We start from the raw sequence: 24,807 nt of genomic DNA, 5'->3' as shown, positions 1-24,807 counted from the left end.
TTCTTTATTTACGTTAATATATACTTTTGCAAACAAAAAAAAGTGGAGGTTTGTAAATTTTAAATACTGTTAGGAGAGAAAAAAGATTGGAGAGCTTAAAGGAATGTATGATAAAAATGGATATAAGCAATACTTCTCTTATAAAAAAGATGGAAGATGTTTATATAAAGAAAGTTATCTACTTTAAAGAAAATAAAACTGTATATTTTTATCTATCTTCTAAAGATGTAGTTCCCTATGAGTATTTAGAAAGAGCGCAGAGGGAAATAAAGGCTAAGAATAAATACTTTAAAGAGATAAAGTTTAAGATAGAGTATACAGGGTTTGAGAGAAAAACAGAAAAAGATATAATGAAAAAATATTGGCCGAATATAGTATATATACTAAAGAGTATCTGCCCGTCTATATCCGGTTGGCAGAAAGAAATAGAGTATTTATGCATAGATAATAAGCTCAAGATAAAGATTCCAAAGGGGATATTTTATCAAAGAATTATGAATAAGAATATCACTACAACTCTAAAGCATACAATAAGCGAGGAGTTTGGAATTGATATGGATATAGAGATAGAGAGCGCAGTCGATGAAAAGGTTGATAGAAAGAAATTAGTTGAAAAAATAGATAGAGAATTCAATGAAAAGATTATGATTCTCGAAAAAGAAAATAGAAATAAAACTAGTGAGTCCGAAGAAGAAAGCGGATATGTTATAAAAGATGAGAAGGACGAAAATATGATTTATGGAGAAAATGTAAACGTCCTTACAGAAAAAATAGAAAACCTAGATAGCAATTCTGGAACTGTAGGTATAGAGGGAACTATATTTAATATAGAAATAAAAGAGCTTAGAAATGGTAAAATCCTTCTAATGCTTATGGTTACAGACTACACAAGTTCTATAACTTGTAAAATATTCCTTACTGATACTAATAAAGACTGGGTACTTGGAAAAATAAGCAAAGGTATGTATATAAAGATAAAGGGAGATGTGCTTTATGATACATTCCAGAGAGAGATAAGTATGACAATCAGCGGTATGAGAAAGGAAGAAAGAGAAGAAAGAAAAGATACTGCTGAGAAGAAAAGAGTGGAACTACACGCACATACTCAGATGTCCTCAATGGACGCAATTTGCTCAGTTAAAGGACTTGTATCTCGTGCTGCAAAATGGGGACATCCTGCTATTGCAATAACTGACCACGGTGTTGTACAGGGATTCCCAGATGCTATGAATGCAGCTAAAAAAGAAGGGATAAAGGTGCTTTATGGGGTTGAAGGTTATCTAACAGAGGATAATAAAGACGCCATAGAGGATGCAAATGATAAGAGTTTATCTCAGGAGTTTGTAGTATTCGATTTGGAAACCACAGGTTTTTCAAATATAAACGATAAGATAACAGAAATAGGTGCTGTTAAGATAAGAGATTTTGAGATTGTGGATAGATTTAGTGAGCTTGTAAATCCAGAAAAGGATATATCTTATAGAGTGCAAGAGCTTACAGGAATTACCAATGAAATGGTAAAAGATAAGCCTACAATAGAAGAAATCCTTCCTAAGTTTATGGAATTTGTGGGAGATGATGTATTAGTTGCACATAATGCGGACTTCGATACTGGATTTATCATGCAGAAGTGTAAGGAGCAGGGATTGGAGTATAAGAATAAAAAGGTAGATACACTGATGCTTGCTAGAATTATGCTTCCTAATTTAAAAAGATATAAACTAGACAAGGTTGCAAAAGAAGTCGGTGTGCAGCTACTTAACCACCATAGGGCTGTAGACGATGCCGAGGCAACTGCAAATATATTTATAAAATTCCTTGGAATGTTAAAAAAACAAGGGGTTGAAAAATTATCAGATGTAAATACAGTACTTGGAAAGGTGGACTATACAAAATTAAAAACTCATCATATTACATTGATTGCAAAGAATCAGACTGGTATCAAAAATCTTTATAAGATTGTATCTGATGCGCATGTTAATCATTTCTACAGAGCACCGAGAATTCTTCAAAGTGTATTAGATGAATATAGAGAGGGAATTATTGTAGGGTCTGCTTGTGAAGCAGGAGTTGTATACGATGCGGTTAAGAAAAGACTTCCGGATGAAGAAATGGAAAAGATTATAGCTCCATATGACTATATTGAAGTAATGCCGATAGATAATAATAGATTTATGATAGATAATGGAGATGTTGAGGACGAAGATGAGTTAAAGGAAATCAACAAAAGAGTTGTAGAAACTGCCAAGAAATTTGGCAAAATTCCTGTAGCTACTGGAGATGTTCATTTCTTAGATAAACACGATGCAGTGCTTAGAAGGGTGCTTAAATTCTCTCAAGGATTTAAGCTAGATGATGAGGAAACTTATCTCCATTTTAGAACTACTGACGAGATGTTAGACGAGTTTTCTTATTTAGGAGAAGAACTTGCTTATGAGGTTGTTGTAGAAAATACAAACCTTATAGCTGATATGGTAGAGGATGTTAAACCGATACCAGATGAAACTTATCCACCAGTAATTGAAGGTTCAGATGTCGAACTTAGAGAGATGTGCTTTAAAAAGGCTGTGGATATTTATGGAGATCCACTTCCAGAGATAGTAGAAAAAAGGCTTAATAGAGAGCTAAACTCTATAATCGGTAATGGTTATGCGGTGATGTATATAATTGCACAGAAGCTAGTTGCAAAATCACTTTCAGATGGATACCTTGTTGGTTCAAGGGGTTCTGTTGGTTCTTCATTTGCAGCTACAATGAGTGATATAACAGAGGTTAATCCACTTCCAGCTCATTATGTTTGTCCTAATAAAGAGTGTAAGTATTCGTACTTCTATGCTATAGGTGAATGGGGATCTGGAATAGATTTACCAGATAAAGTTTGTCCAAAATGTGGTGAAAAACTTATAAAGAATGGGCATGATATACCTTTTGAAGTTTTCTTAGGATTTGAAGGGGATAAAGAACCGGATATAGACCTTAACTTCTCTGGCTCATATCAGCCAGTTATACATAAGTATACTGAGGAGCTATTTGGTGAAGGTCACGTCTACAGAGCAGGTACAATTGGTACTGTTGCGGAAAAAACTGCATTTGGTTATGCAAAGAAATACGTTGAAGAAAATGATATAGAAGTTCCATCAGCTGAGGTGCTTAGACTTGCAGAAGGTTGTACAGGTGTTAAGAGAACATCAGGGCAGCATCCTGGTGGGGTAATGGTTATACCAGATTACAAGGATGTTTACGATTTTACTCCAATTCAGTATCCTGCAAATGATGTAAACTGTGGAGTTATAACTACTCACTTCGATTATCATTCTATAAGTGGTAGAATTCTGAAGCTAGATATACTTGGGCACGATGGTCCGACCATTATAAGAATGCTTGAAGATATAACAGGAATAACAATAACTGATATTCCTCTTGATGACCCTGCTACAATGTCACTATTTACTTCAACTGAAGCACTTGGGGTAACTCCTGAGGAAATAGATTGTGAAATAGGATGTCTTGCAATTCCAGAATTCGGGACAAAATTCGTTAGACAGATGCTTTTAGATACAAAGCCGACTACATTTGCAGAGTTAGTCAGAATATCTGGGCTTTCTCATGGGACAGATGTTTGGGTAAATAACGCACAGGATTTGGTTAGAGAAAATATAGTTGGACTAAAAGAAGTTATATCTACACGAGACGATATAATGAACTACTTGATATTTAAAGGACTTCCACCTAAGATGAGTTTTACAATAATGGAAAGTGTCAGAAAAGGTAGAGGATTAAAGCCAGAACATGAAGAGGCGATGATTGAAAATAATGTTCCGGATTGGTATATAAATTCTTGTAAAAAAATAAAATACATGTTCCCTAAAGCACATGCGGTTGCATATGTTATGACATCTTTCAGACTTGCGTATTGTAAAGTGCATTATCCAGAGGCATTTTATGCGACGTACTTTACTACAAAAGTGGAGGATTTTGACGCAGATCTTATTATAAAAGGATACGATGCGATAAAGGCAAAGAAAAAAGAAATTGAAGAACTTGGAAATGATGCAACTCAAAAGGAAAAAGGAATGTATATAATTTTGGAAGTTGCACAAGAAATGTACGCAAGGGGAATAAAAATTGCGCCTGTTGATATTTATAAGTCATCTGCAACTGAATTTGAAGTGATAGGACCTGGACTTTTAAGACCACCTATGACAGCGCTTCAGGGAGTTGGAGAAAATGCAGCGATACACATTGTAGAGGAAAGAGAAAATGGAGAGTTTATTTCTAAGGAAGATTTTAGAAAGAGAACTAAGATTTCGAGAACTGTTGTAGAAACATTAGACAAGCATGGCTCACTTGGAAGTATGAGCGATAAGAATCAGCTTTCATTATTCTAAAAATAAAAGTCAAGTTTTTAGAAGAAATGACAATGTTATAATTATTGTAATTTATTATTGTCAAATCTTGCAAACATGGGAAATATGTGATAATATATAAATTAATACAGTTTATCTTTTACAAGGAAAGGAAGAGTGAGGCAGTTGTTCTCACTCTTTTTTATGGAAAAAGAACGAAAAATTACAATTGAATAAGGAGGATAGATAATAATGAAAAAAAGTGAAATAGTAGATAGAGTTGAAAAAATGGTAACTGCTATAACGGATGAAAAAGGCTACGAAACGGTAGATGTTGAGTATGTTAAAGAAGCAGGCCAGTTCTATTTAAGAGTAGTGGTTGATAAAGAAGGTGGAATATCTCTTAACGAATGTGAAGAGGTAAGTAGAGAATTAAGCCCAAAACTTGACGAAAATGATTTTATAAAAGAAAATTATTATCTTGAAGTATCTTCTCCTGGAATTGATAGAGCACTAAAAAGAGATAAAGAGTTTGTGAAGTACAAAGGAAGAGATGTGGAAATAAAACTTTACAAAGCCATAGATGGTGTTAAACAGTTCGAAGGGGAACTAGTAGGTTTAGATGAAGAAAATAATATAGTTGTTATCATAAATAATGAAGAAATGAAATTCAATAGAAAGGACGTTGCAATAATAAGATTAGCTATAAAATTCTAGTCTTAGATGCACAAGGAGGAAAAATGAATCAGGAATTTTTAAACGCATTAAACGAGATAGTAGAAACTAAAGGTATAGATAAAGAAATACTTATAGATACTATTGAACAGGCTCTTTTAACAGCTTATAAGAAAAACTTTGGTCAGGCGCGGAATGTTGAAGTAGAATTTGACAGAGAAAATGGAGATATAAGAGTATACTCTACTAGAACTGTAGTTGATGAATCTGACTACTATGACAGTTTCTTAGAAATAGAACTTTCAGAAGCTAGAAAAATAAGCCCAAGCTACGAAATAGGAGATGTTATAAGAAATGAAGTAACTCCAAGTAACTTTGGTAGAATAGCAGCTCAGACAGCTAAACAGGTAGTTGTTCAGAGATTAAGAGAAGCAGAAAGAGAAATAGTTTACAACGAATTTATGGAAAGAGAAGGCGAAATAGTAGACGGTGAAATAACTAGAGCTACTCCAAGCGTTGTATATGTAGACCTTGGTAAAATAGAAGGTGTTATGCCACGGAGCGAAAAAATAGACAACGAAATATATAAAGAAGGTCAGAGAATAAAAGTTTACGTTGTAGAAGTTAAAAAAGGAAGCAAAGGACCTCAGATAATAGTATCAAGAAGTAATAAAGGTCTTGTTGGAAGATTATTCGAACTTGAAGTTCCAGAAATAGAACAGGGAATAGTTCAGATAAAATCTATAGCTAGAGAAGCTGGATCAAGAACTAAAATGGCTGTTAAATCAGTAGACGAAAAAATAGATCCAATAGGAGCTTGTGTAGGACCTAAGGGATCAAGAGTTAAAAACATAGTAGATGAACTTGGCGATGAAAAAATAGATATAATAAAATACAGCGATGATTTTGCTGAATATATATCTGCATCATTAAGCCCATCAAAAGTTGTTAAGGTAGAAGTTGATGAAGAAGAAAAATCAGCATTAGTAGTTGTACCAGATTATCAGCTTTCATTAGCAATAGGCAAAGACGGACAGAATGCTAGATTAGCAGCTAAACTTACTGGATGGAAAATAGACATAAAAAGCGAATCTCAGTACGAAGAAGATTTAGCAAATGGTGTATACGATAAAAAAGAAGAAAGCGAATTAGAATTCAATGATGAATTTGCAGATTTCTCAGATGAAGATTTATTCGCAGATGACGTAGAAGTAAAAGAAGAAACTGTAGAAGAATAGATGAGTTAGGAGGGATTGTTTTGCAGAAAGTGAAAAAAGTACCTCAGAGAAAATGTATAGCTTGTCAGGAAAGGGATTCTAAAAAGGGCCTTATAAGAATAGTTAAAAATAAAGAAGGCGAAATATTTTTAGATCCAACAGGTAAGGCAAATGGTAGAGGAGCATATATCTGCAAAAGTGCTGAATGTCTTAAAAAAGCTATAAAAAGTAAAGCATTAAATAGAGCTTTTAAAATGGAAGTACCACAAGAAGTATATGAAAGATTACTTACGGAGTTAGAAGATTATGAATAATATGTCTAAAAAAAGAGTAATGTCACTATTAGGTCTAGCTACTAGAGCTAGAAAGGTTGTATCAGGAGATGATACGACTCTTCAAGATTTAAAAAAAGGGAAAGTGGATTTAGTTATAGTTGCAACAGATGCATCAGATAATACTAAAAAGCTTTTTAGAGATAAATCATCTTTTAGAAATGTAAAGATGGTTGAATACGGAACAAAAGAAGAAATTGGAAACGCAATTGGAAAGAGTTTTCGTGCTGTCATAGGTATCGAGGATAAAGGATTTGCGAAGAAGATATTGGAATTGTTAGAAGAAATTTAATATAGGGGGTGGTCTTGTGTCAACAAGAGTAGACCAGTTAGCAAAGGAATTAAAAATATCGAATGAGGAGCTTATAAATAAATTAAAAGCTTTCGATATAGAAGTAACAAGTGAAGAAGATGTTCTTGAAGGAGAAGAGTTTGAACTTGCTTACGAAATGATAAAAGAAGAAGTAATAGCTGAAAGAGGAAATGTAATATCTCTTAGCGGAAAAATAACTGTACAGGATTTAGCTAATGAAATGGGTAAAACTGTATCAGAAGTTATAAAAGAGCTTATGATGATGGGTACAATGGCGACAATAAACCAGGAAATAAGTTTCGAAATAGCATCATTAGTTGCTACTAAGTTCGGATTTGAATTAACTACAGCAGATGATAGTGAAACTGAAGACGAAATAGAAAAATTAATGGAAATAGAAGAAGATAAAGAAGAAGATTTAAAACCTAGACCACCAGTTGTAACAGTTATGGGACACGTTGACCACGGTAAAACTTCTTTACTAGATGCAATAAGAAAAACTAATGTTACAAAAGGTGAAGCCGGTGGTATAACTCAGCACATAGGGGCTTCAGAAGTTAAAATAAATGGACAGAAAATAGTATTCCTAGATACACCAGGACACGAAGCTTTCACATCAATGAGAGCAAGGGGTGCTCAGGTTACAGATATAGCTATACTAGTTGTTGCAGCAGATGACGGTATAATGCCTCAGACAGTAGAAGCAATAAACCATGCTAAAGCAGCAGAAGTTCCACTAATAGTTGCTATAAATAAAATAGATAAAGATGGAGCAAACCCAGACAGAGTTAAACAGGAATTATCTGAACACGGACTTCTTGTTGAAGACTGGGGTGGAGATGTTATAGCAGTTCCAGTTTCAGCTAAGAAAAACATAGGAATAGACCACTTACTAGAAATGGTTCTATTAGTTGCTGAAATGGAAGAATTAAAAGCAAACCCAGATAAAAGAGCTGTTGGTACAGTAATAGAAGCACAGCTTGATAAAGGTAGAGGACCAGTTGCTACAGTACTTGTTCAGGGTGGTACTCTAAGAGTTGGAGATCCAATAGTAGCAGGTGTTGCAAGTGGTAAAGTTAGAGCAATGATAAACTCAAAAGGTAAGAGAGTTAAAGTTGCTGGACCATCTACTGCAGTTGAAATACTTGGACTTTCTGATGTTCCACAGGGTGGAGACCAGTTCGTTGAAGTTCCAAGTGATAAAGTTGCTAGAAGTATAGCAGAAAAAAGACAGCAGCAGCAGAGAGAAGAAATGTTAAAATCAAGCCAGAGATTATCTCTTGATGATTTATTCAACCAGATGAATGATGGATTAAAAGAATTAAATATAGTTATAAAAGCAGACGTTCAGGGTTCTGTTCAGGCAGTTAAACAGTCACTAGAAAGATTATCTAATGATGAAGTTCAGGTTAAAGCTATACACGGTGGTGTTGGTGCAATAACTGAAACAGACGTACTTCTTGCAGCTGCATCTAATGCAATAATAATAGGATTCAACGTTAGACCAGTATCTGGTGCTGAATCACTAGCTGAAAAAGAAAACGTAGATATGAGAACATACACAATAATATACAAAGCTATAGAAGATATACAGGCTGCTATGTGTGGTATGCTTGATCCAGATATAGTTGATGAAGACACAGGTAAAGCAGAAATAAGAGAAACTTATAGAATATCTGGTGTTGGTACAGTTGCTGGATGCTATGTAACAAATGGTAAAATATACAGAAACTGTAAAGCTAGAATAGTAAGAGACGGTATAATAGTTCACGAATGTGAATTAGCTGCTCTTAGAAGATTCAAAGACGACGTTAAAGAAGTTGCAGAAGGATACGAATGTGGTATGAGCTTTGTAAACTATAACGATATAAAAGAAGGCGATATAGTTGAAGCATACATAACTAAAGAAGTTGAAAGAACATTATAATAGATAATAAGATATTTCTCTTAATTTTAGGAGATTAAAACATATTTAAGTCGGCTGCTAATTTAAAAATTACAAAAGGAAAGAGGTCGAAGATATGACATCATATAATAGAACAAGAAGAATATCAGAAGAAATTAAAAAAATAATAGGGCAAATGTTAATAAACGGAATAAAAGACCCTAGAATAACATCTATGATAAGTGTCACAGATGTAGATGTTACTAATGATTTAAGATATGCGTTTGTATATGTTAGTTTATTAGGTGGAAATGAAGAAGAATCTCTTGCTGGATTAAAAAGTGCAGCAGGCTATATAAGAAGAGAAGTTGGAAGAAAAGTAAAACTTAGATACATACCTGAAATAATGTTTAAAGTAGATGACTCTATAGAAAGAGGTATGTATATGGATAGTCTGATTAAGAAAGTTCAGGAACACGATATGGAAAACAGCAAAGAGGTAGAAGAAGATGAAGAGTAAATTTATCCCACAGATGGACAGTGTAATAAAATGCATTGAAGACAACAATATTTTCGTAGTTACTTCACATGTCAGTCCTGATGGAGATAATATAGGTTCTACTCTTGGAATGTATAGATTTTTAGAAAAATTAGGGAAGAAGGTATATCATGTACTAGATGATGATATCCCTTCTAATCTAGTATTTCTTTCTAAGAAAGTAGAGAAAATAAGCTCTACAGAGCTAAAAGAAGATAATTATGTAATGATAGCTCTTGACTGTGGAGATGAAAAAAGAATTTGTACAAGCGACGATGTTAAGAAAAATGCTATTGTTAGAGTTTGTATAGACCACCACGCTAGCAATGATGCGAGTTTCTGTGAGATAAACTACATAGACAGTGAGGCGTCATCTACATGTGAACTTGTATACAACATAATAAGAAGATATGGCGATTTAAAAGCTGAGGACTATATAGATGAAGTAATAGCCACTAGACTATACACTGGACTTTCAACAGATACAGGAAACTTCCAGTATTCATCTACTGAACCATCAAGCTTTGAAATGGCCAAGGTTCTATTAGAGCATGGCGCTGAGAGAGATATGATTATACAGAAATTATATCAGAGTAATTCTCCAAACTACTATAGATTACTTGGGGATGCTCTTAATACTTTAAGTATAGCCGAAGCACCTAATGGACAGCTTGTAGCATCTATATGTGTTTCTATAGATATGATGAAAAAACATTCTATAAGCTATAACGATATAGATGGCGTAACAACATATACTAGAGATATAGAAAATGTTGAAGTAGGAATATTCCTAAAAGAAAAAAGAAAGGGCGAAATAAAAATAAGCCTACGCTCAAAAAATGATATAGATGTTAGTAAAATTGCGATGCAGTTTAACGGTGGCGGTCATGTGAGAGCTGCTGGGTGCACAATAAACGACACTATTGAAAATGCAGAGAAAATTATAAAAGAGCGGGTTTTAAGGGCTTTTTAGGATTAACTATATGGATAAGATAATAAGTATTTTAAAACCTACTGGAATGACATCAAATGATGTCGTTGGAAAAGCTAGAAAAATTTTAAAAATAAAGAAAATTGGACACACTGGTACATTAGATCCAGACGCTGCTGGAGTACTTCCTATCTGTATAGGGAGAGCAACAAAGGTAAGCGAGCTTATTTTAAATAAAGAAAAATCATATTTATGTGAATTAACTCTTGGAGCATCTACAGATACTTATGATTCATCTGGAGAGATATTATTTAAAGCTCCGGATGATTTTGAGTATAAAGAGGAAACTATAAGAGAAGCATTTAAATCTCAGATGGGTGATATAGAGCAATATCCGCCTAAGTATTCGGCTTTAAAAGTAAAAGGCAAAAGAATGTGTGATTTAGTTAGAAGTGGAAGAGAGGACGAAATTGTTCTTAAACCTAGAAAAGTTACTATAAAAAATATTGAGATATTGAGCATAGAAGGAAACAAGGTTAGATTCTATGTCGAGTGTTCAAAGGGAACATATATAAGAAGTATATGTTATGATATCGGTGAAATTTTAGGATGTGGAGGACATATGTCTTTCCTTCTTAGAACATCTTCAGGAAAATTCAATCTAGAAAATTCTATAACTTTTGAGGAGTTAGAGAAATTTGTAGAAGAGGGAACTATAGAGGAGCATGCTTTTGATATCGACTATACTTTAGATTTCTATCCAAAGATAGTGCTTAGAGATAATGCGGTAAAATACTATTCTAATGGTGGAATTATAGAGTCTTATAGATTTGATGAGAAAAATTACACAGATAAGGATGAGTATGTAAGAGTTTATAGTCATGAAGGATTTATCGGAGTTGGAAGACTAATAAGAGAAAATGGAAAGGTCAGTGTGAAAAGCGACAAAATTTTCGTTTAAGATGATATTTTGTTGATTTATATTAGATAAAAATAAATTCTATTAAAACTACCGGAGTATTAATATGAAAGTTATTAAAGCTATAAAAGATATAGATATTGAATTTGATACAGTTGTTACGATAGGAAACTTTGATGGTGTACATAAAGGTCATCAAGTGCTTATTGAAAAAACTGCAACTTATGCTAAAGCGAGAGGCATTAAAAGTGCTGTTTTTACATTTTTAAATCATCCAATAAACTACTTTGTTCCTGAAAAAGTTAAGAATATATTTGATGAAAAAGAAAAGGAACGGTTGATAGAAGGCTTTGGAATAGATTATCTTATAGATATACCATTTGATAAGGCTATGACACAGATATCAGCCGAGCAATTTATAGTAAAGATATTAAAAGATAAAATTCACGCAAAAAAAATAGTTGTAGGTTATGACTTTACATTTGCACGAAATAAAGAGGGAACTGTGGATGTATTGAGGGAAATGGGACATGAATATGGAATAGAAGTTGAAATAGTTCAGCCTATAAAAATAAATGGAATAAGAGTAAGTAGTACATTTATAAGAGAATTAATCTCTGAAGGTCGTGTTGATGAGATACCTCAGTACTTAGGAACTCCTTATGTAATAGAAGGAGAGATAATCCACGGAAAAGCAAATGGAAGAAAGATGGGATACCCAACAGCTAATATAAGCTTGAAGGATCAAATTATAAAGCCTAAAAATGGAATATATGCTTCAAGAGTAATCATAGATGGAAAGAAATATTTTGGAGCTACTAATGTTGGTATGAATCCAACGGTTAATGGAAAATATCTTTCAATAGAAACAAATATACTAGACTTTGATGAAGATATATATGGAAAAAGAGTTAGAATTGAGTTTTTAGAAAAAATTAGAGATGAGAAAAAATTTGAATCGCTTGACGAATTGAGAAAGCAGTTAGATTTAGACACTGGATTTGTAAGACAGAAGTATTTATCAAATAATAAAATGAATGACTAAAAAATATTTGCAAATACTTTTAAGATATGTTAATATAATTAAGGTGATTAACCCACACTCAGCAGTTGAACACTCCGATCACTGCCTAGTGAAGGGCGATTAAAAATAAATACATGGAGGAAAAACAAATGTTAGCAAACAAAGCAGAAATAATAAAAGAATTCGGAAGAAAAGAAGGAGATACAGGTTCTCCAGAAGTACAGATAGCTATATTAACAGCTAGAATAAACGAATTAAACGAACACTTAAAAGTTCACAAAAAAGACCATCACTCAAGAAGAGGTCTATTAAAAATGGTTGGTAAAAGAAGAAACTTACTTTCTTACTTAAAAGAAAACGACCTAGAAGGATACAGAGCTTTAATAGCAAAATTAGGTTTAAGAAAATAATTTATTTATCAGTAAAAAGCAGGTATATAATTACCTGCTTTTTTCAAATAGAAATATAATAAAGATAAAATAAATAATAGGGGATTTTTATTTTATTCAATTGAAAATTCAATAACAGAAACAAGGAGGTATAATATGAATATTCAGCTATTATGCGATAGTTTATGCGATATACCAGACGAAATAGCAGCTAAGCCTTATTTAGAAGTTATTCCGTTGACAGTAATGTTCGATAAAGAGGAATTTAGAGAGGGAATCGACATAAGTAAAGAGGAGTTTTATGAAAGGGTAAAGGCCAGTGGAGAAATACCAAAGACTTCTCAAGCGACATATATAGAATTTAAAGAAGCATTCGATAAGTATACTTCTGAGGGTAAAAAAATTATATGTATAACAGGTTCTTCAAAATCATCTGGAACTTATCAGAGTGCTACACTTGCGAAGGAAGATTGTGAAAATGGAGAAATATTTGTATTCGATACACTAAACCTTTCTCTGGGAAGTGGACAGTATGTTATAAAAGCATGCGAATTGATAGAAGAAGGAAAATGTTATGAAGAAGTACTAGAGGAATTAGAAAATATTAGGGAAAGCGTACATTTATTATTTGTACCTTCTACACTTACATATCTTAAAAAGAGTGGAAGAGTTCCAAGTGCTACGGCTATGATAGGAAATCTTCTTCATGTGCAGCCATTATTCTACGTTGAAAATGGAGATATAAAAATGTTAGAAAAAATAAGAGGTGCGAAAAAAGTTCCTCACACAATGGTTGACGTACTTATAAATATGAACGACGGAAAACTTGAAGATAAAATTGTTACAATAGGGTGTGGAGCAAATTACGACGAGATGAAAGGTCTTGAAGAAGAAGTTAGAAAGAGAATAAAAGCTAGAAAAGTAATGTTTACAAGAGGTGGAGTATGTATATGTTCTCATACTGGACCAGACATAATTGCTTTAAGTAGTTCTCTTTAAAAATTAAGTAATGATTAAATATATTGTAGAAGTTTGATATTTTTGATAATATATTAATTGAGACGAGAAAACGGAAGAATTAGGAGGAAAAATAGATTATGGTTGAACATAAGATATATACTACAGAATTTGCTGGTAGAGAACTTTCTGTAGAAGTAGGAAAAATATGTGAAATGACTAATGGTAACTGTATAGTAAAATACGGTGACAGTGTAGTTATGGTAAACACAACAAAATCAGCAGAACCAAGAGATGGAATAGATTTCTTCCCTCTAAGTGTTGATTACGAAGAAAAATTATATTCAGTAGGTAAAATACCTGGTGGATTCTTAAAAAGAGAAGGGAAACCTTCAGAAAAAGCGATATTAACATCAAGATTAATAGATAGACCAATAAGACCTTTATTCCCAAAAGGATTTAGAAATGATGTTCAGGTTGTTGCAACTGTTCTTTCAGTAGACCAGGATTGTACTCCTGATATAGTAGCTATGATAGGTTCATCAGTTGCATTATCAATATCTGACATACCTTTCAATGGGCCAACAGGATCAGTTTGTATAGGTTTAGTTGACGGTGAATTCGTTGTAAACCCTAACGCTGAACAGAGAGAAAAAAGTGAGATGCACTTAGTAGTATCTGGAACAAAAGACGCTATAATGATGGTTGAAGCAGGTGCTCAGGAAGTATCTGAAGATACTATGTTAAAAGCTATATTATTCGCACATGAACATATCAAGAAAATAGTTGAGTTCATAGAAGAAATAGTAGCTGGTTCAGGAAAAGAAAAAGAAGAAGTAAAATTATACCATGCTGATGAAGATATAGAAGCTCAGGTAAAAGAATTTGCTTCAGCAAAAATGAGAGAAGCCGTTCAGACTGTTGAAAAAATGGAAAGAATGGAAAATATGGATAAAGTTAAAGAAGAAACTTTCGCTTACTTTGAAGAAAAATTAGAAAACTTTGAAGAAGTAGCTGGAGATATAGAAGAAGTTCTTCAGGCTATAATAAAAGATGAAGTTAGATCTTTAATAACTGATGAAGAAGTAAGACCAGACAACAGAAAATACAATGAAATAAGACCTATATGGTGTGAAACTGGTATGATACCAAGAACTCATGGTTCTGCAATATTCACAAGAGGTCAGACTCAGGTAATGAACATAGCTACATTAGGAGCTTTAGGTGATGTTCAGAAACTTGATGGATTAGATGAAGAAGAAAACAAAAGATATATGCACCACTACAACTTCCCAGCTTATTCAGTAGGTGAAGCTAGACCTTCAAGAGGACCAGGAAGAAGAGAAATAGGACATGGGGCACTTGCTGAAAGAGCATTACTTCCAGTAATACCATCTCAGGAAGATTTCCCTTATGCGATAAGATTAGTATCTGAAGTACTAAGCTCAAATGGTTCAACTTCTCAGGCGAGTGTTTGTGCATCTACATTATCATTATTAGATGCCGGTGTTCCAATAAAAGACATGGTAGCTGGTATAGCTATGGGTCTTATAAAACACCACGATAAAGTAGTTGTACTTTCTGATATACAGGGAATGGAAGACCACTTAGGAGATATGGACTTCAAAGTTGCAGGTACTGAACACGGTATAACAGCTATACAGATGGATATAAAAATAGATGGTATAGATGAAGATATACTAAGAAGAGCTCTTGCACAGGCTAGAGAAGGTAGAATGCACATACTTGGAGAAATGAGAAAAGTTATATCTGAACCAAGACCAGAGCTTTCTCCATACGCTCCAAAAATAGAAAGAATGAACATAAATCCAGATAAGATAAAAGATGTTATAGGACCTGGTGGAAAAGTTATAACTAAGATAATAGACGAAACTGGTGTTAAAATAGACATAGAACAGACTGGTGAAGTATTTATAGCTGGTACAGACAAAGCTATGATAGACAGAGCTAAAGAACTTATAGGAAATATAGTTGCTGAAGCAGAAGTTGGTAAAGTATACAGAGGTAAAGTAACTAGAATAATGAACTTCGGTGCTTTCATGGAAATACTTCCAGGTAAAGAAGGACTTCTTCATGTTTCTCAGATATCTAAAGAAAGAGTAAACAATGTAGAAGATGTTCTAAGCATAGGCGACGAATTAGACGTTAAAGTAACTGAAATAGACGAAAAAGGAAGAATAAACCTTTCAAGAAAAGTTCTATTATAATAAATAAATGAATAATCAAGAGATGCCCAAAATTTTAAGGCATCTCTTTTTTTATGTAATTAAGTTGATAATATATTCTATGTAAATTATAATGATATAATGGAGCAAATAAAAAATGTTTTTGGAGGAGTTATGTACAAAACGAAGAAATTAAACAATGGGCTTACAATTATAGCCGAGGAAATTCCATACCTAAAATCAATCTCTATGGGGATATGGTTTAGATCTGGAATAAAGACAGAAGAAAATTATATAGATGGTGTATCTCACTTTATAGAGCACATGATGTTTAAAGGTACTAAAAATAGAACATCAAAACAGTTGGTTGCAGAAATTGAAAATTTAGGCGGTGTAATTAATGCTTTTACAGGTAGAGAGTGTACTTGTTATTATGTAAGACTCCTTGATGAACATTTGAATATAGGTATAGATATTCTCTCTGATATGATATTAAATTCTAAATTCGATGAAAAAGACATCGAAAGAGAAAAGAGTGTAATAACAGAGGAATTAAAAATGTACGAGGATTCCCCAGAGGATTTAACATATGACATACTACTTGAAAAAGTCTATGATAATAAAGGTATAGGAAAGAACATACTTGGTAGCAAAGAATCCATTAAGAGTATGAATAAAGAATCTATCTTAGAGTACTTTGAAAAATTCTATGTTCCAGAAAATGCGGTTCTTTCAATATGTGGAAATTTTGATTTTGATGAAACTGTCAAACTTATAGAAGATAAGTTTGCAAATTGGCATGGAGAAAAGCCAAATTATAATTTACAAAATGAAATATTTAATCCTTGTATTATTAAAAAGGATAGAGATTATGAGCAGACAAATTTAGCTATATGCTTTGAATGTGAAAATATAGGCTCTAGCTCAAATGATGTATATGCTATAGATATAATCAATAATGTACTAGGAGGAAGTTCTACATCAAGATTATTCCAAAGAATAAGAGAAGACGAGGGGCTTGTATACTCTATATATTCAGAGCAAGAATTCTACCGGGAAAAAGGTGAACTTGGAATATATGCTAGTATGAGTACAGAAAATTTAGAGGATGTATATAGATTAGTAAAAGAAGAGATAATATCTTTAAATGAAAATGGAATAACTGAGGAAGAATTAAATAATTCTAAAGAGCAGCTAAAAGGTGAGTTTATGCTTGGAATGGAGAGCACAGAAAGTAGAATGAATGCTATTGGAAAGTATATGCTTATAACAGGAAAAGTTGAGACTTTAGAAGATGTTATAGAAGGTTTAAACTCAATAACTATGGATGATATAAATAGGGTGATATCAGATGTCTTAGATATAAATAAAATGGGCGTTTGTGTTGTTGGAAAAGGCGTAAGTGAGATTGAGCTATAATAGCTCATATTTTAGGAGGTTAATAATGATAGTAGTTCAGAAATTTGGTGGTACTTCAGTAGCTAATTTCGAAAAAATGGCTGAGGTATGTGAAATAGTTAAAAAAACTAAAGAAGCAGGAAATGATGTAGTTATAGTTGTATCTGCAATGGGTAGAAAAGGGGATCCATATGCAACAGATACTCTATTAGGTCTTTTAGAGCAGGTTACAAATAATCCTACTGATAGAGAAAAAGACATGCTTATGTCTTGTGGAGAAATAATATCTTCTACACTTATGGCTAGTATGCTTACTGCTAATGGAGTAGGGGCAGTTGCATTTACAGGTAGTCAGGCAGGTATGATGACAAATGGTGTTTATTCAGATGCAAAGATAAAAGACATAGATCCTAGTAGAATAAAAAAAGAGCTTGAAGATGGTAAAGTTGTAGTTGTAGCTGGATTCCAAGGTGGAGACGATAGAGGAGATATAAACACACTTGGAAGAGGTGGTTCAGATACTTCTGCTGTTGCACTTGGAAAAGCTTTAGGGTGTAAATACGTGGAAATATATACAGACGTAGACGGAATAATGACTGCTGACCCAAGAGTAGAGCCAGATGCAAAAGTACTTGATTACATTGATTACGAAGAAGTATTCCAGATGGCTGATAAAGGAGCTAAGGTAATACATCCAAGAGCTGTTCAGATAGCAAAAGATGGAAATATAACTCTAGCTATAAAAAACACATTAAATCCAAGCTATGAAGGAACAAAAATTTGCTCAGTAAAAAATATAGAAAATGATGGATTTGAATGTTGCTGCAAAGAAGAAAGATTTGCTGTAGCTAATAAAAGAGATATAGTACAAATAAAAATAAAAGACAACGGAACTTTTACAGATATATTATCTGAAATGGAAGAAAAAAATATAAGTATGGATATGATAAACTTCTTTATAGGAGAAAAAGCATTTGTAATAGATGAAAAAGATAAGGACTCACTAGAAAAAATATTAAAAGATAATGGCGTTAATTACGAAATAAAAACAAATTGTGCAAAGGTAACTCTTATAGGATCATCTATGACAGGAATACCTGGAGTAATGTCTAAAGTTGCAAGAGGTCTTAAAGAGGCTGAAATACCGCTATTACAGACATCTGACTCTAGTATGACAATATCTTGCCTAGTTGACGAAAATGATATGGAAAAAGCTGTTCATGCTATACACAGCAAATTCTGTTGTTAGTTTAATATCTAAATTTGTTGAAAATGTCATATATGTGATATAATAATATAATGTTGATTTTGATAATTTACTTTGAAAATGTTAAATATTATAATTTTAGAAAGGAAAAGGAGTGATATTTTTGGCGAATTTGAAAAACAAGAAAAAAAGAAAAAAGAAACAAAAAATAAGATTTAACTCAGAATATCATAATCTTATAACTATATTTTTAGGTATATTCCTATTATACAGCTTAAACTCTAATTCTATGGGCTGGGTACCTCAGTTCATACAGAATATATTTAAAGGATTATTTGGAGGGTTATCAATATTTATACCAATTCTCCTTATAATGACAGGTGTCCTAGGATTTATGGATGGAAATGAATATATCTATAGATTTAGAAAAACAAAGGTTTATTATGTAATAATACTATTTGTGTTTGTATTCTATGGACTACTTCACGCAAATAGCATAGTTGTAAGTAGCCCATTTGAACAGAGTATGATGACAGAAATAATGCATCAGGGAGTAACAGGAAACGGATGCGGTTTAATATCAACTATAATCGTATACTATATGTGTAAAATATTCGGTACAGTTGGTGCTTGGTTAGTAGCTATATTTGCACTAATTATAAGTATAGTTTATATATGCAACGTTTCTGTTAGTGATATGTTCAAGAGATTTAAAGAAACTAAAAATAGTGGGCTTTCTATGCGTGAAAGACTTAGCAAAATGAAAGACTCTGCAATAAATCTAGTAACTGATGAAGTCGATGAAATGGACGACAAAACTATGATTGCAAGAGATGAAAAAGAAGACAAAAAAGGTATGTTTGGTAGCTTAAAGAATAAGTTCAATAAAGCAGAAGATGAACCAGAGGAAGAAGAATTTAACGACGACAAGACTATAAAAATTGTTGGATTCAATAAAGCAGAAGACGATTATCTAGAAATACTTGAAGGAACTCAGACTATGTCTGAACTCGATGTATTAAAAGAATTACAGAGCCAGGAAAGAGCACCTGAGGATGAGATATTTAGTAGAAATAATTCTTCTTCAAACTCTAACAACGACGTAAAAGCATATAATAATATGTTTGAAGAAGAAACTGTTAATACAACTTCTGCAGTTGGTCCTAAAACTATGGACGCTACAATGCCTTTTGATGCAGTAGAAGAAAATGAAAAGTATAAAAATTATAAAATTCCACCAGTTACTCTTTTAAATAAAGTAAATAAAAAATCAAATGAAAATGTAAAAAAATCAGTTATAAAAAATGCTGGTTTATTAGAAAAAACTCTTTCTGATTTTGGAGTAGAGGCTACAATAAGTCAGGTTACAGTAGGTCCTACTATAACTAGATATGAAGTTCAGCCAAAACCAGGTGTAAAAGTTAGTAAAATAGTTAATTTAACTGATGATATAGCACTTAGTTTAGCAGCTAGAAGTATAAGAATTGAAGCGCCTATACCAGGTAAAAATGCTATAGGTATAGAAGTTCCAAATGAAGAAACTCAGATGGTTGGAATCAGAGAGATAATAGAAAGTAAGGAATTTAAAGACTTTAAATCTCCACTTGCTATGGGTCTTGGAAAAGACGTTTCTGGTAAGATATTTGTAAGTGATATAGCTAAGATGCCACATCTTTTAATAGCTGGTTCAACTGGTTCTGGTAAGAGTGTGTGTGTAAATACGCTTATAAACAGTATATTATTCAAAGCAAAACCAGATGAAGTTAAATTACTTCTAATAGACCCTAAAGTAGTAGAACTTTCTAACTACAATGGTATACCACACCTTCTAATACCAGTAGTTACAGATCCTTCAAAAGCAGCAAATGCTTTAAATTGGGCTGTTAGCGAAATGAATAGAAGATATAAAGCATTTAGTGATACAGGTGTTAGAGATATAAAAAGCTATAATGAAAAGGCAGAAGAAAAAATGCCTAGCATAGTTATTGTAATAGATGAGTTAGCTGACCTTATGATGACTTGTGCTAAAGAAGTAGAGGATTATATCTGTAGATTAGCTCAGAAGGCAAGAGCAGCTGGTATGCACCTTGTTATAGCGACACAAAGACCATCTGTAGACGTAATCACAGGTGTAATAAAAGCTAACATACCTTCAAGAATAGCATTTGCCGTATCTTCTCAGACAGACTCAAGAACAATACTTGATATGGGAGGAGCAGAAAAACTTCTTGGAAAAGGGGATATGCTATTCTATCCACTAGGAGCAGCCAAACCAGAAAGACTTCAGGGAGCATTTATATCTGATTCAGAACTAGAAAACGTAATAGAATATGTCAAAGGACAGTTTAAAGACGAGGAAGTTAAATATGAAGAGGATATAATAGAAACAATATCAGCTGTAAAAAATATGGAACACGACGACGAAGATGAATTACTTCCAGAAGCAATCGAATTCGTTGTAAATAATGGACAGGCATCTTCTTCAATGCTACAGAGAAAATTCAAAATAGGATTTAACAGAGCAGCGAGAATGATAGATGCAATGGAAGAAAGAGGAATAGTAGGTCAGAATGAAGGCAGTAGACCTAGAAAAGTCCTTATATCTAAAGAGCAGTTAGACGAAATGAAAAAATAATATAAATTATGATTAAGGTGGATATTATTCCACCTTAATTTTAAAATTGAAAGGAGAATAAATGTTAAAAATAGCACTTGAATCCCTAGGATGTTCAAAGAACTTAATGGATGCAGAGATAATGACAGGTATCTTAAAAGAAAAAGGGTATGAATTTGAAGAAGAATTCGACGAAGCAGATATAATAATAGTTAATACTTGTGGATTTATAAGAGATGCAAAACAGGAATCAATAGACACTATAGTTGAACTATCTCAGTTAAAAGAAGTTGGAAAACTTAAATATCTAATAGTTACTGGATGTCTAGCTCAGAGATATGCAGATGAATTATTAGAAGAAATACCAGAAATAGACGCAATAGTTGGAACTGGTAACTTTATGAATATATCTGAAATAATAGATAGATTAGAAAGCGAAAAGAATGTAACAGAAATAGGTAATATAGAATTTGCATTTGATGAAACTTTACCTAGATATGTATCTACTCCAGAACATATGGCTTATTTAAAAATAGGTGAAGGATGTTCTAACCACTGTACATATTGTATAATACCTAAATTAAGAGGGAAATACAGAAGTAGAAAAATAGAAGATATAGTAGAAGAAGCTAAAACTCTTGCTGCAGAAGGAGCAAAAGAGTTAGTTGTAATAGCTCAGGATACAACTAGATACGGTGAAGATTTATACGGAGAAGCTAAACTTGCTGAATTATTAGAAGAATTAGCAGGTATAGAAGGTATAAAATGGATAAGAATAATGTACTCTTACCCAGAATCAATAACTGAAAAATTAATAGATGTAATAGCTGCTCACGATAATATCTGTAGCTACTTCGATATGCCAATACAGCATGCAAGCAACAGAGTATTAAAAAGAATGAACAGAAGAACATCAAAAGAAGATATAAGATCTAAAGTTGAAATGATAAGAAGTAAAATACCAGATGCTGTAATAAGAACTACTGTTATCGTTGGATTCCCAGGGGAAACAGAAGAAGACCTAGAAGAATTAATCGACTTTATGAAGGAAATAAAATTTGATAGACTTGGTGCATTTGCATATTCAAGAGAAGAAGATACTCCTGCAGATAGAATGGATGGACACATGGACGAAGAAATCAAAGAAGAAAGAAGAGATAGAGTTATGATGGTTCAGCAGGCAATATCTGAGGAAATAAATCAGAAAAGAGAAGATAAAGTATTTGAAGTTCTTATAGAAGAAGAGGCTGAAGATGGTGTATATGTTGGTAGAACTCAGGGCGATGCTGAGGAAATAGACAGTGTTGTATACGTTAATTCAGACGAAGAATTAGAAATAGGTAGCTTTGTAAATGTTTATATAACAGAAGCTATGGAATATGATTTGATAGGAGATGTTGTAGATGAACTTGCCGAATAAATTAACTTTATTCAGAGTATTTCTTATACCAATTCTAGTAGTTGTTATGATGATGGATATACCAGCTAAGTTTTTAATAGCTTGTATAATATTTATAGTTGCATCACTTACAGATATGCTAGACGGTAAAATAGCTAGAAAATATAATCTAGTTACTGACTTTGGAAAATTTATGGACCCATTAGCAGATAAATTATTAGTTATATCTACACTAATATGTATGATAGAAACTGATTTAGCAGCTGGTTGGATGGTTATTATAATAGTTGCTAGAGAGTTATCTGTTAGTATTCTTAGAGCAATAGCAGCTGCAGATGGTACTGTTATAGCTGCAGGTAAGAGTGGTAAATGGAAGACAGCTACTCAGATGGTTTCAATAGTTTTATTACTATTTGGAGCACATTTAGAAAATCTTACAATTTTAATGGTTGGAAATATTTTATTAATAATAGCTACACTTCTAACTCTTTACTCAGGATGGGAATATCTATACGGAAATAGACACGTATTTATGAACTCAAAATAATTTTAAATTATTTCAAATCGATTAAAAGAGCTATTGCAAATTTGTAATAGTTCTTTTTTTATAAAAAATTTGTTTGAATTTTAATTGATATGTCAATAAATAAAATAGAAGGAGAATTTATATATTTTGTATCGTTTTAAAAATAAAAATTTTTTAACGAATCTTATTTATTGACGAGTGTGTTTTTATACGATATAATAAGTATATGAAAAAGATAGAACAAACGTTTGATATATAAATTGAGAGGAGAATCGTGATGAGTGTAGATCAGGAAAAATTAAAAGCCCTTAACGAAGCATTGGGTAAAATAGAAAAAGACTTTGGTAAAGGTTCAGTAATGAGATTAGGAGAAGCTACTTCTCTAGAAATAGATACAATATCTACTGGTTCTATAGGATTAGATATAGCAATCGGTATAGGTGGTCTTCCAAAAGGGAGAATAGTTGAGATATATGGACCAGAATCTTCTGGTAAAACTACAGTTGCACTTCACTGTGTAGCAGAAGCACAGAAAAATGGAGGAATAGCAGCATTCATAGATGCAGAACACGCATTAGATCCAGTATATGCTAAAGCATTAGGTGTAGACGTAGAAAATCTTATAATATCTCAGCCAGATACAGGAGAACAGGCACTAGAAATAGCAGAGGCTCTTATAAGAAGTGGTGCTATAGACATAATAGTAGTCGACTCTGTTGCTGCATTAGTTCCTAAAGCCGAAATAGAAGGTGATATGGGGGATTCTCATGTCGGTCTTCAGGCAAGACTTATGTCTCAGGCTTTAAGAAAATTAACAGGTTCAATAAAAAAATCTAACTGTGTTGCAATATTCATCAACCAGTTAAGAGAAAAAGTTGGTATAATGTTCGGTAACCCAGAAACAACTACTGGTGGACGTGCACTTAAATTCTACTCTTCTGTAAGATTAGATGTTAGAAAAATAGACACTATAAAACAGGGAGATAAAGTTTTAGGAAGTAGAACAAGAGTAAAAGTTGTTAAAAATAAAGTTGCTCCACCATTCAAACAGGCAGAATTTGATATAATGTATGGACAGGGTATATCTAAAATAGGTGATTTATTAGATATAGCAGCTGATATAGATGTAGTTAAAAAATCTGGTTCTTGGTACAACTATCAGGATGTTAAACTAGGTCAGGGTAGAGAAAATGTTAAGAAATTCTTAGAAGACAACATGGATTTAACTAATGAAATAGAAGCAAAGGTAAGACATTACTATCACTTAGATGGTACTTCTCCAGAAGAAGAAACTGTAGAAGAATCAAAAGCTACAAAAGCAGCTAAGGATGATAAAAAAGAAGAGAAAACAGTTTAATCTAAGATAAAGTTCAAAGATATAACGAAAAAAAAGAGAGTTGTAAAACTCTCTTTTTTTATGTTTACGATTATCTAAAAAGATTTCTTATAAAGTTTCTTATACCCCACACAACTTTTCCAATTAAAAAAGAAATAGCTATATTTACAAACTGAATAGCCATAACCCAAGGCATAAAAACAACAGCAACTGTTTCAATACACCATAAAACACTTACAAATGTAACAGCACCAGGTCCAAAAAGCAAACCAGAACCAATTATAGAAGCTGTTATTAAAAATTGAAATTCTAACATAATACACCTCTTAAGTTAAATTTTAATATGAATAATATACAATGATTTTTAATAAAAAGTCAAGAAGTAAAAATAATCAAAATAAAATATTAAAATAATTATTATAAAAAATTTTTTTGAAATAAGAATAAAAAATATAAATAGTGGTATAAATATAAAAAATATGAAAAAATTGTGAATAATATTACTATCATTGTGTTTCCTCAATCTTGACATGATTATGAAAACATTATAAAATTAAAAGAGGGTATTTTATCCAAACTTAACTATATACAATAAAATAATAAATTCTTTAAAAA

Annotated in this window: 20 protein-coding genes; 19 read left to right on the top strand and 1 reads right to left on the bottom strand. The window is 32.5% G+C overall.

From position 1 onward, the window contains the following. The first annotated feature begins 86 nt into the window (after positions 1-86). The 19 genes from DWX74_RS00445 (at position 87) to recA (ending at position 24,213) form a co-directional block, all read left to right on the top strand. Positions 87-4,388 carry a PolC-type DNA polymerase III gene (locus DWX74_RS00445; RefSeq protein ID WP_118548109.1) on the top strand — a complete coding sequence of 1,434 codons (4,302 nt, stop codon included), beginning with the start codon at positions 87-89 and terminating at the stop codon, positions 4,386-4,388. A 210-nt stretch (positions 4,389-4,598) separates the two neighbouring features. Continuing rightward, positions 4,599-5,063: a ribosome maturation factor RimP gene (gene rimP, locus DWX74_RS00440; RefSeq protein WP_118548107.1), complete on the top strand. Its 465-nt coding sequence runs from the start codon at positions 4,599-4,601 to the stop codon at positions 5,061-5,063. A gap of 23 nt (positions 5,064-5,086) precedes the next feature. Beyond that, the gene (gene nusA, locus DWX74_RS00435) at positions 5,087-6,259 is read left to right on the top strand and encodes a transcription termination factor NusA (RefSeq protein ID WP_118548105.1); all 1,173 of its coding nucleotides are present in this window, start codon (positions 5,087-5,089) and stop codon (positions 6,257-6,259) included. A 20-nt stretch (positions 6,260-6,279) separates the two neighbouring features. Beyond that, positions 6,280-6,552 carry an RNase P modulator RnpM gene (gene rnpM, locus DWX74_RS00430; RefSeq protein WP_178411637.1) on the top strand — a complete coding sequence of 91 codons (273 nt, stop codon included), beginning with the start codon at positions 6,280-6,282 and terminating at the stop codon, positions 6,550-6,552. Then, positions 6,545-6,862: a L7Ae/L30e/S12e/Gadd45 family ribosomal protein gene (locus DWX74_RS00425; protein ID WP_118548101.1), complete on the top strand. Its 318-nt coding sequence runs from the start codon at positions 6,545-6,547 to the stop codon at positions 6,860-6,862. Before rnpM ends, DWX74_RS00425 begins: the two co-directional genes overlap by 8 nt. 16 nt (positions 6,863-6,878) lie before the next feature. After that, complete coding sequence (gene infB, locus DWX74_RS00420; RefSeq protein WP_006440142.1) at positions 6,879-8,810, top strand: translation initiation factor IF-2; 1,932 nt, start codon at positions 6,879-6,881, stop codon at positions 8,808-8,810. 94 nt (positions 8,811-8,904) lie between these two features. Continuing rightward, positions 8,905-9,288: a 30S ribosome-binding factor RbfA gene (gene rbfA / locus DWX74_RS00415; RefSeq protein ID WP_118548097.1), complete on the top strand. Its 384-nt coding sequence runs from the start codon at positions 8,905-8,907 to the stop codon at positions 9,286-9,288. Beyond that, the gene (locus DWX74_RS00410) at positions 9,278-10,279 is read left to right on the top strand and encodes a DHH family phosphoesterase (protein WP_118548095.1); all 1,002 of its coding nucleotides are present in this window, start codon (positions 9,278-9,280) and stop codon (positions 10,277-10,279) included. Before rbfA ends, DWX74_RS00410 begins: the two co-directional genes overlap by 11 nt. 10 nt (positions 10,280-10,289) lie before the next feature. Then, entirely contained in the window at positions 10,290-11,198 is a 909-nt protein-coding gene (gene truB, locus DWX74_RS00405; protein WP_118548093.1) for a tRNA pseudouridine(55) synthase TruB, read from the top strand. Positions 11,199-11,262: 64 nt separating this feature from the next. Continuing rightward, entirely contained in the window at positions 11,263-12,201 is a 939-nt protein-coding gene (locus DWX74_RS00400) for a bifunctional riboflavin kinase/FAD synthetase (RefSeq protein WP_118548091.1), read from the top strand. Between the two features lie 128 nt (positions 12,202-12,329). Next, positions 12,330-12,590, top strand: coding sequence for a 30S ribosomal protein S15 (rpsO, locus tag DWX74_RS00395; protein ID WP_040410435.1), 261 nt, complete (start codon positions 12,330-12,332; stop codon positions 12,588-12,590). A gap of 135 nt (positions 12,591-12,725) precedes the next feature. Then, positions 12,726-13,568 (top strand): DegV family protein, encoded by an 843-nt coding sequence (locus DWX74_RS00390; RefSeq protein ID WP_118548089.1) that lies wholly within the window; start codon positions 12,726-12,728, stop codon positions 13,566-13,568. A 98-nt stretch (positions 13,569-13,666) separates the two neighbouring features. Further along, complete coding sequence (gene pnp, locus DWX74_RS00385) at positions 13,667-15,754, top strand: polyribonucleotide nucleotidyltransferase (protein ID WP_118548087.1); 2,088 nt, start codon at positions 13,667-13,669, stop codon at positions 15,752-15,754. A 132-nt stretch (positions 15,755-15,886) separates the two neighbouring features. Then, entirely contained in the window at positions 15,887-17,131 is a 1,245-nt protein-coding gene (locus tag DWX74_RS00380) for a M16 family metallopeptidase (protein WP_118548085.1), read from the top strand. 25 nt (positions 17,132-17,156) lie between these two features. After that, on the top strand, positions 17,157-18,359 hold the full coding sequence (gene dapG / locus DWX74_RS00375) for an aspartate kinase (protein ID WP_286164109.1): 1,203 nt from the start codon (positions 17,157-17,159) through the stop codon (positions 18,357-18,359). A 247-nt stretch (positions 18,360-18,606) separates the two neighbouring features. Then, positions 18,607-20,952, top strand: coding sequence for a DNA translocase FtsK 4TM domain-containing protein (locus DWX74_RS00370; protein ID WP_442952062.1), 2,346 nt, complete (start codon positions 18,607-18,609; stop codon positions 20,950-20,952). A gap of 61 nt (positions 20,953-21,013) precedes the next feature. Continuing rightward, positions 21,014-22,351, top strand: a complete 1,338-nt coding sequence (gene rimO, locus DWX74_RS00365) for a 30S ribosomal protein S12 methylthiotransferase RimO (RefSeq protein WP_118548083.1) — start codon at positions 21,014-21,016, stop codon at positions 22,349-22,351. Next, positions 22,335-22,877 (top strand): CDP-diacylglycerol--glycerol-3-phosphate 3-phosphatidyltransferase, encoded by a 543-nt coding sequence (pgsA, locus tag DWX74_RS00360; protein WP_118548081.1) that lies wholly within the window; start codon positions 22,335-22,337, stop codon positions 22,875-22,877. Before rimO ends, pgsA begins: the two co-directional genes overlap by 17 nt. A gap of 256 nt (positions 22,878-23,133) precedes the next feature. Then, positions 23,134-24,213, top strand: coding sequence for a recombinase RecA (recA, locus tag DWX74_RS00355; protein ID WP_118548079.1), 1,080 nt, complete (start codon positions 23,134-23,136; stop codon positions 24,211-24,213). A gap of 70 nt (positions 24,214-24,283) precedes the next feature. Here the strand turns inward: recA and DWX74_RS00350 are convergent, their stop codons facing one another. Further along, a complete protein-coding gene (locus tag DWX74_RS00350; protein WP_118548077.1) occupies positions 24,284-24,508 on the bottom strand; it encodes a hypothetical protein in 225 nt (74 codons plus the stop codon). Positions 24,509-24,807: the final 299 nt, after the last annotated feature.

It is taken from the genome of Peptoclostridium sp. AF21-18 (assembly GCF_003478825.1).
GTDB lineage: Bacteria > Bacillota > Clostridia > Peptostreptococcales > Peptostreptococcaceae > Peptacetobacter.
The sequence above is the reverse complement of the archived record's forward strand: the minus strand, read 5'-3'. Positions and strand labels throughout refer to the sequence as shown.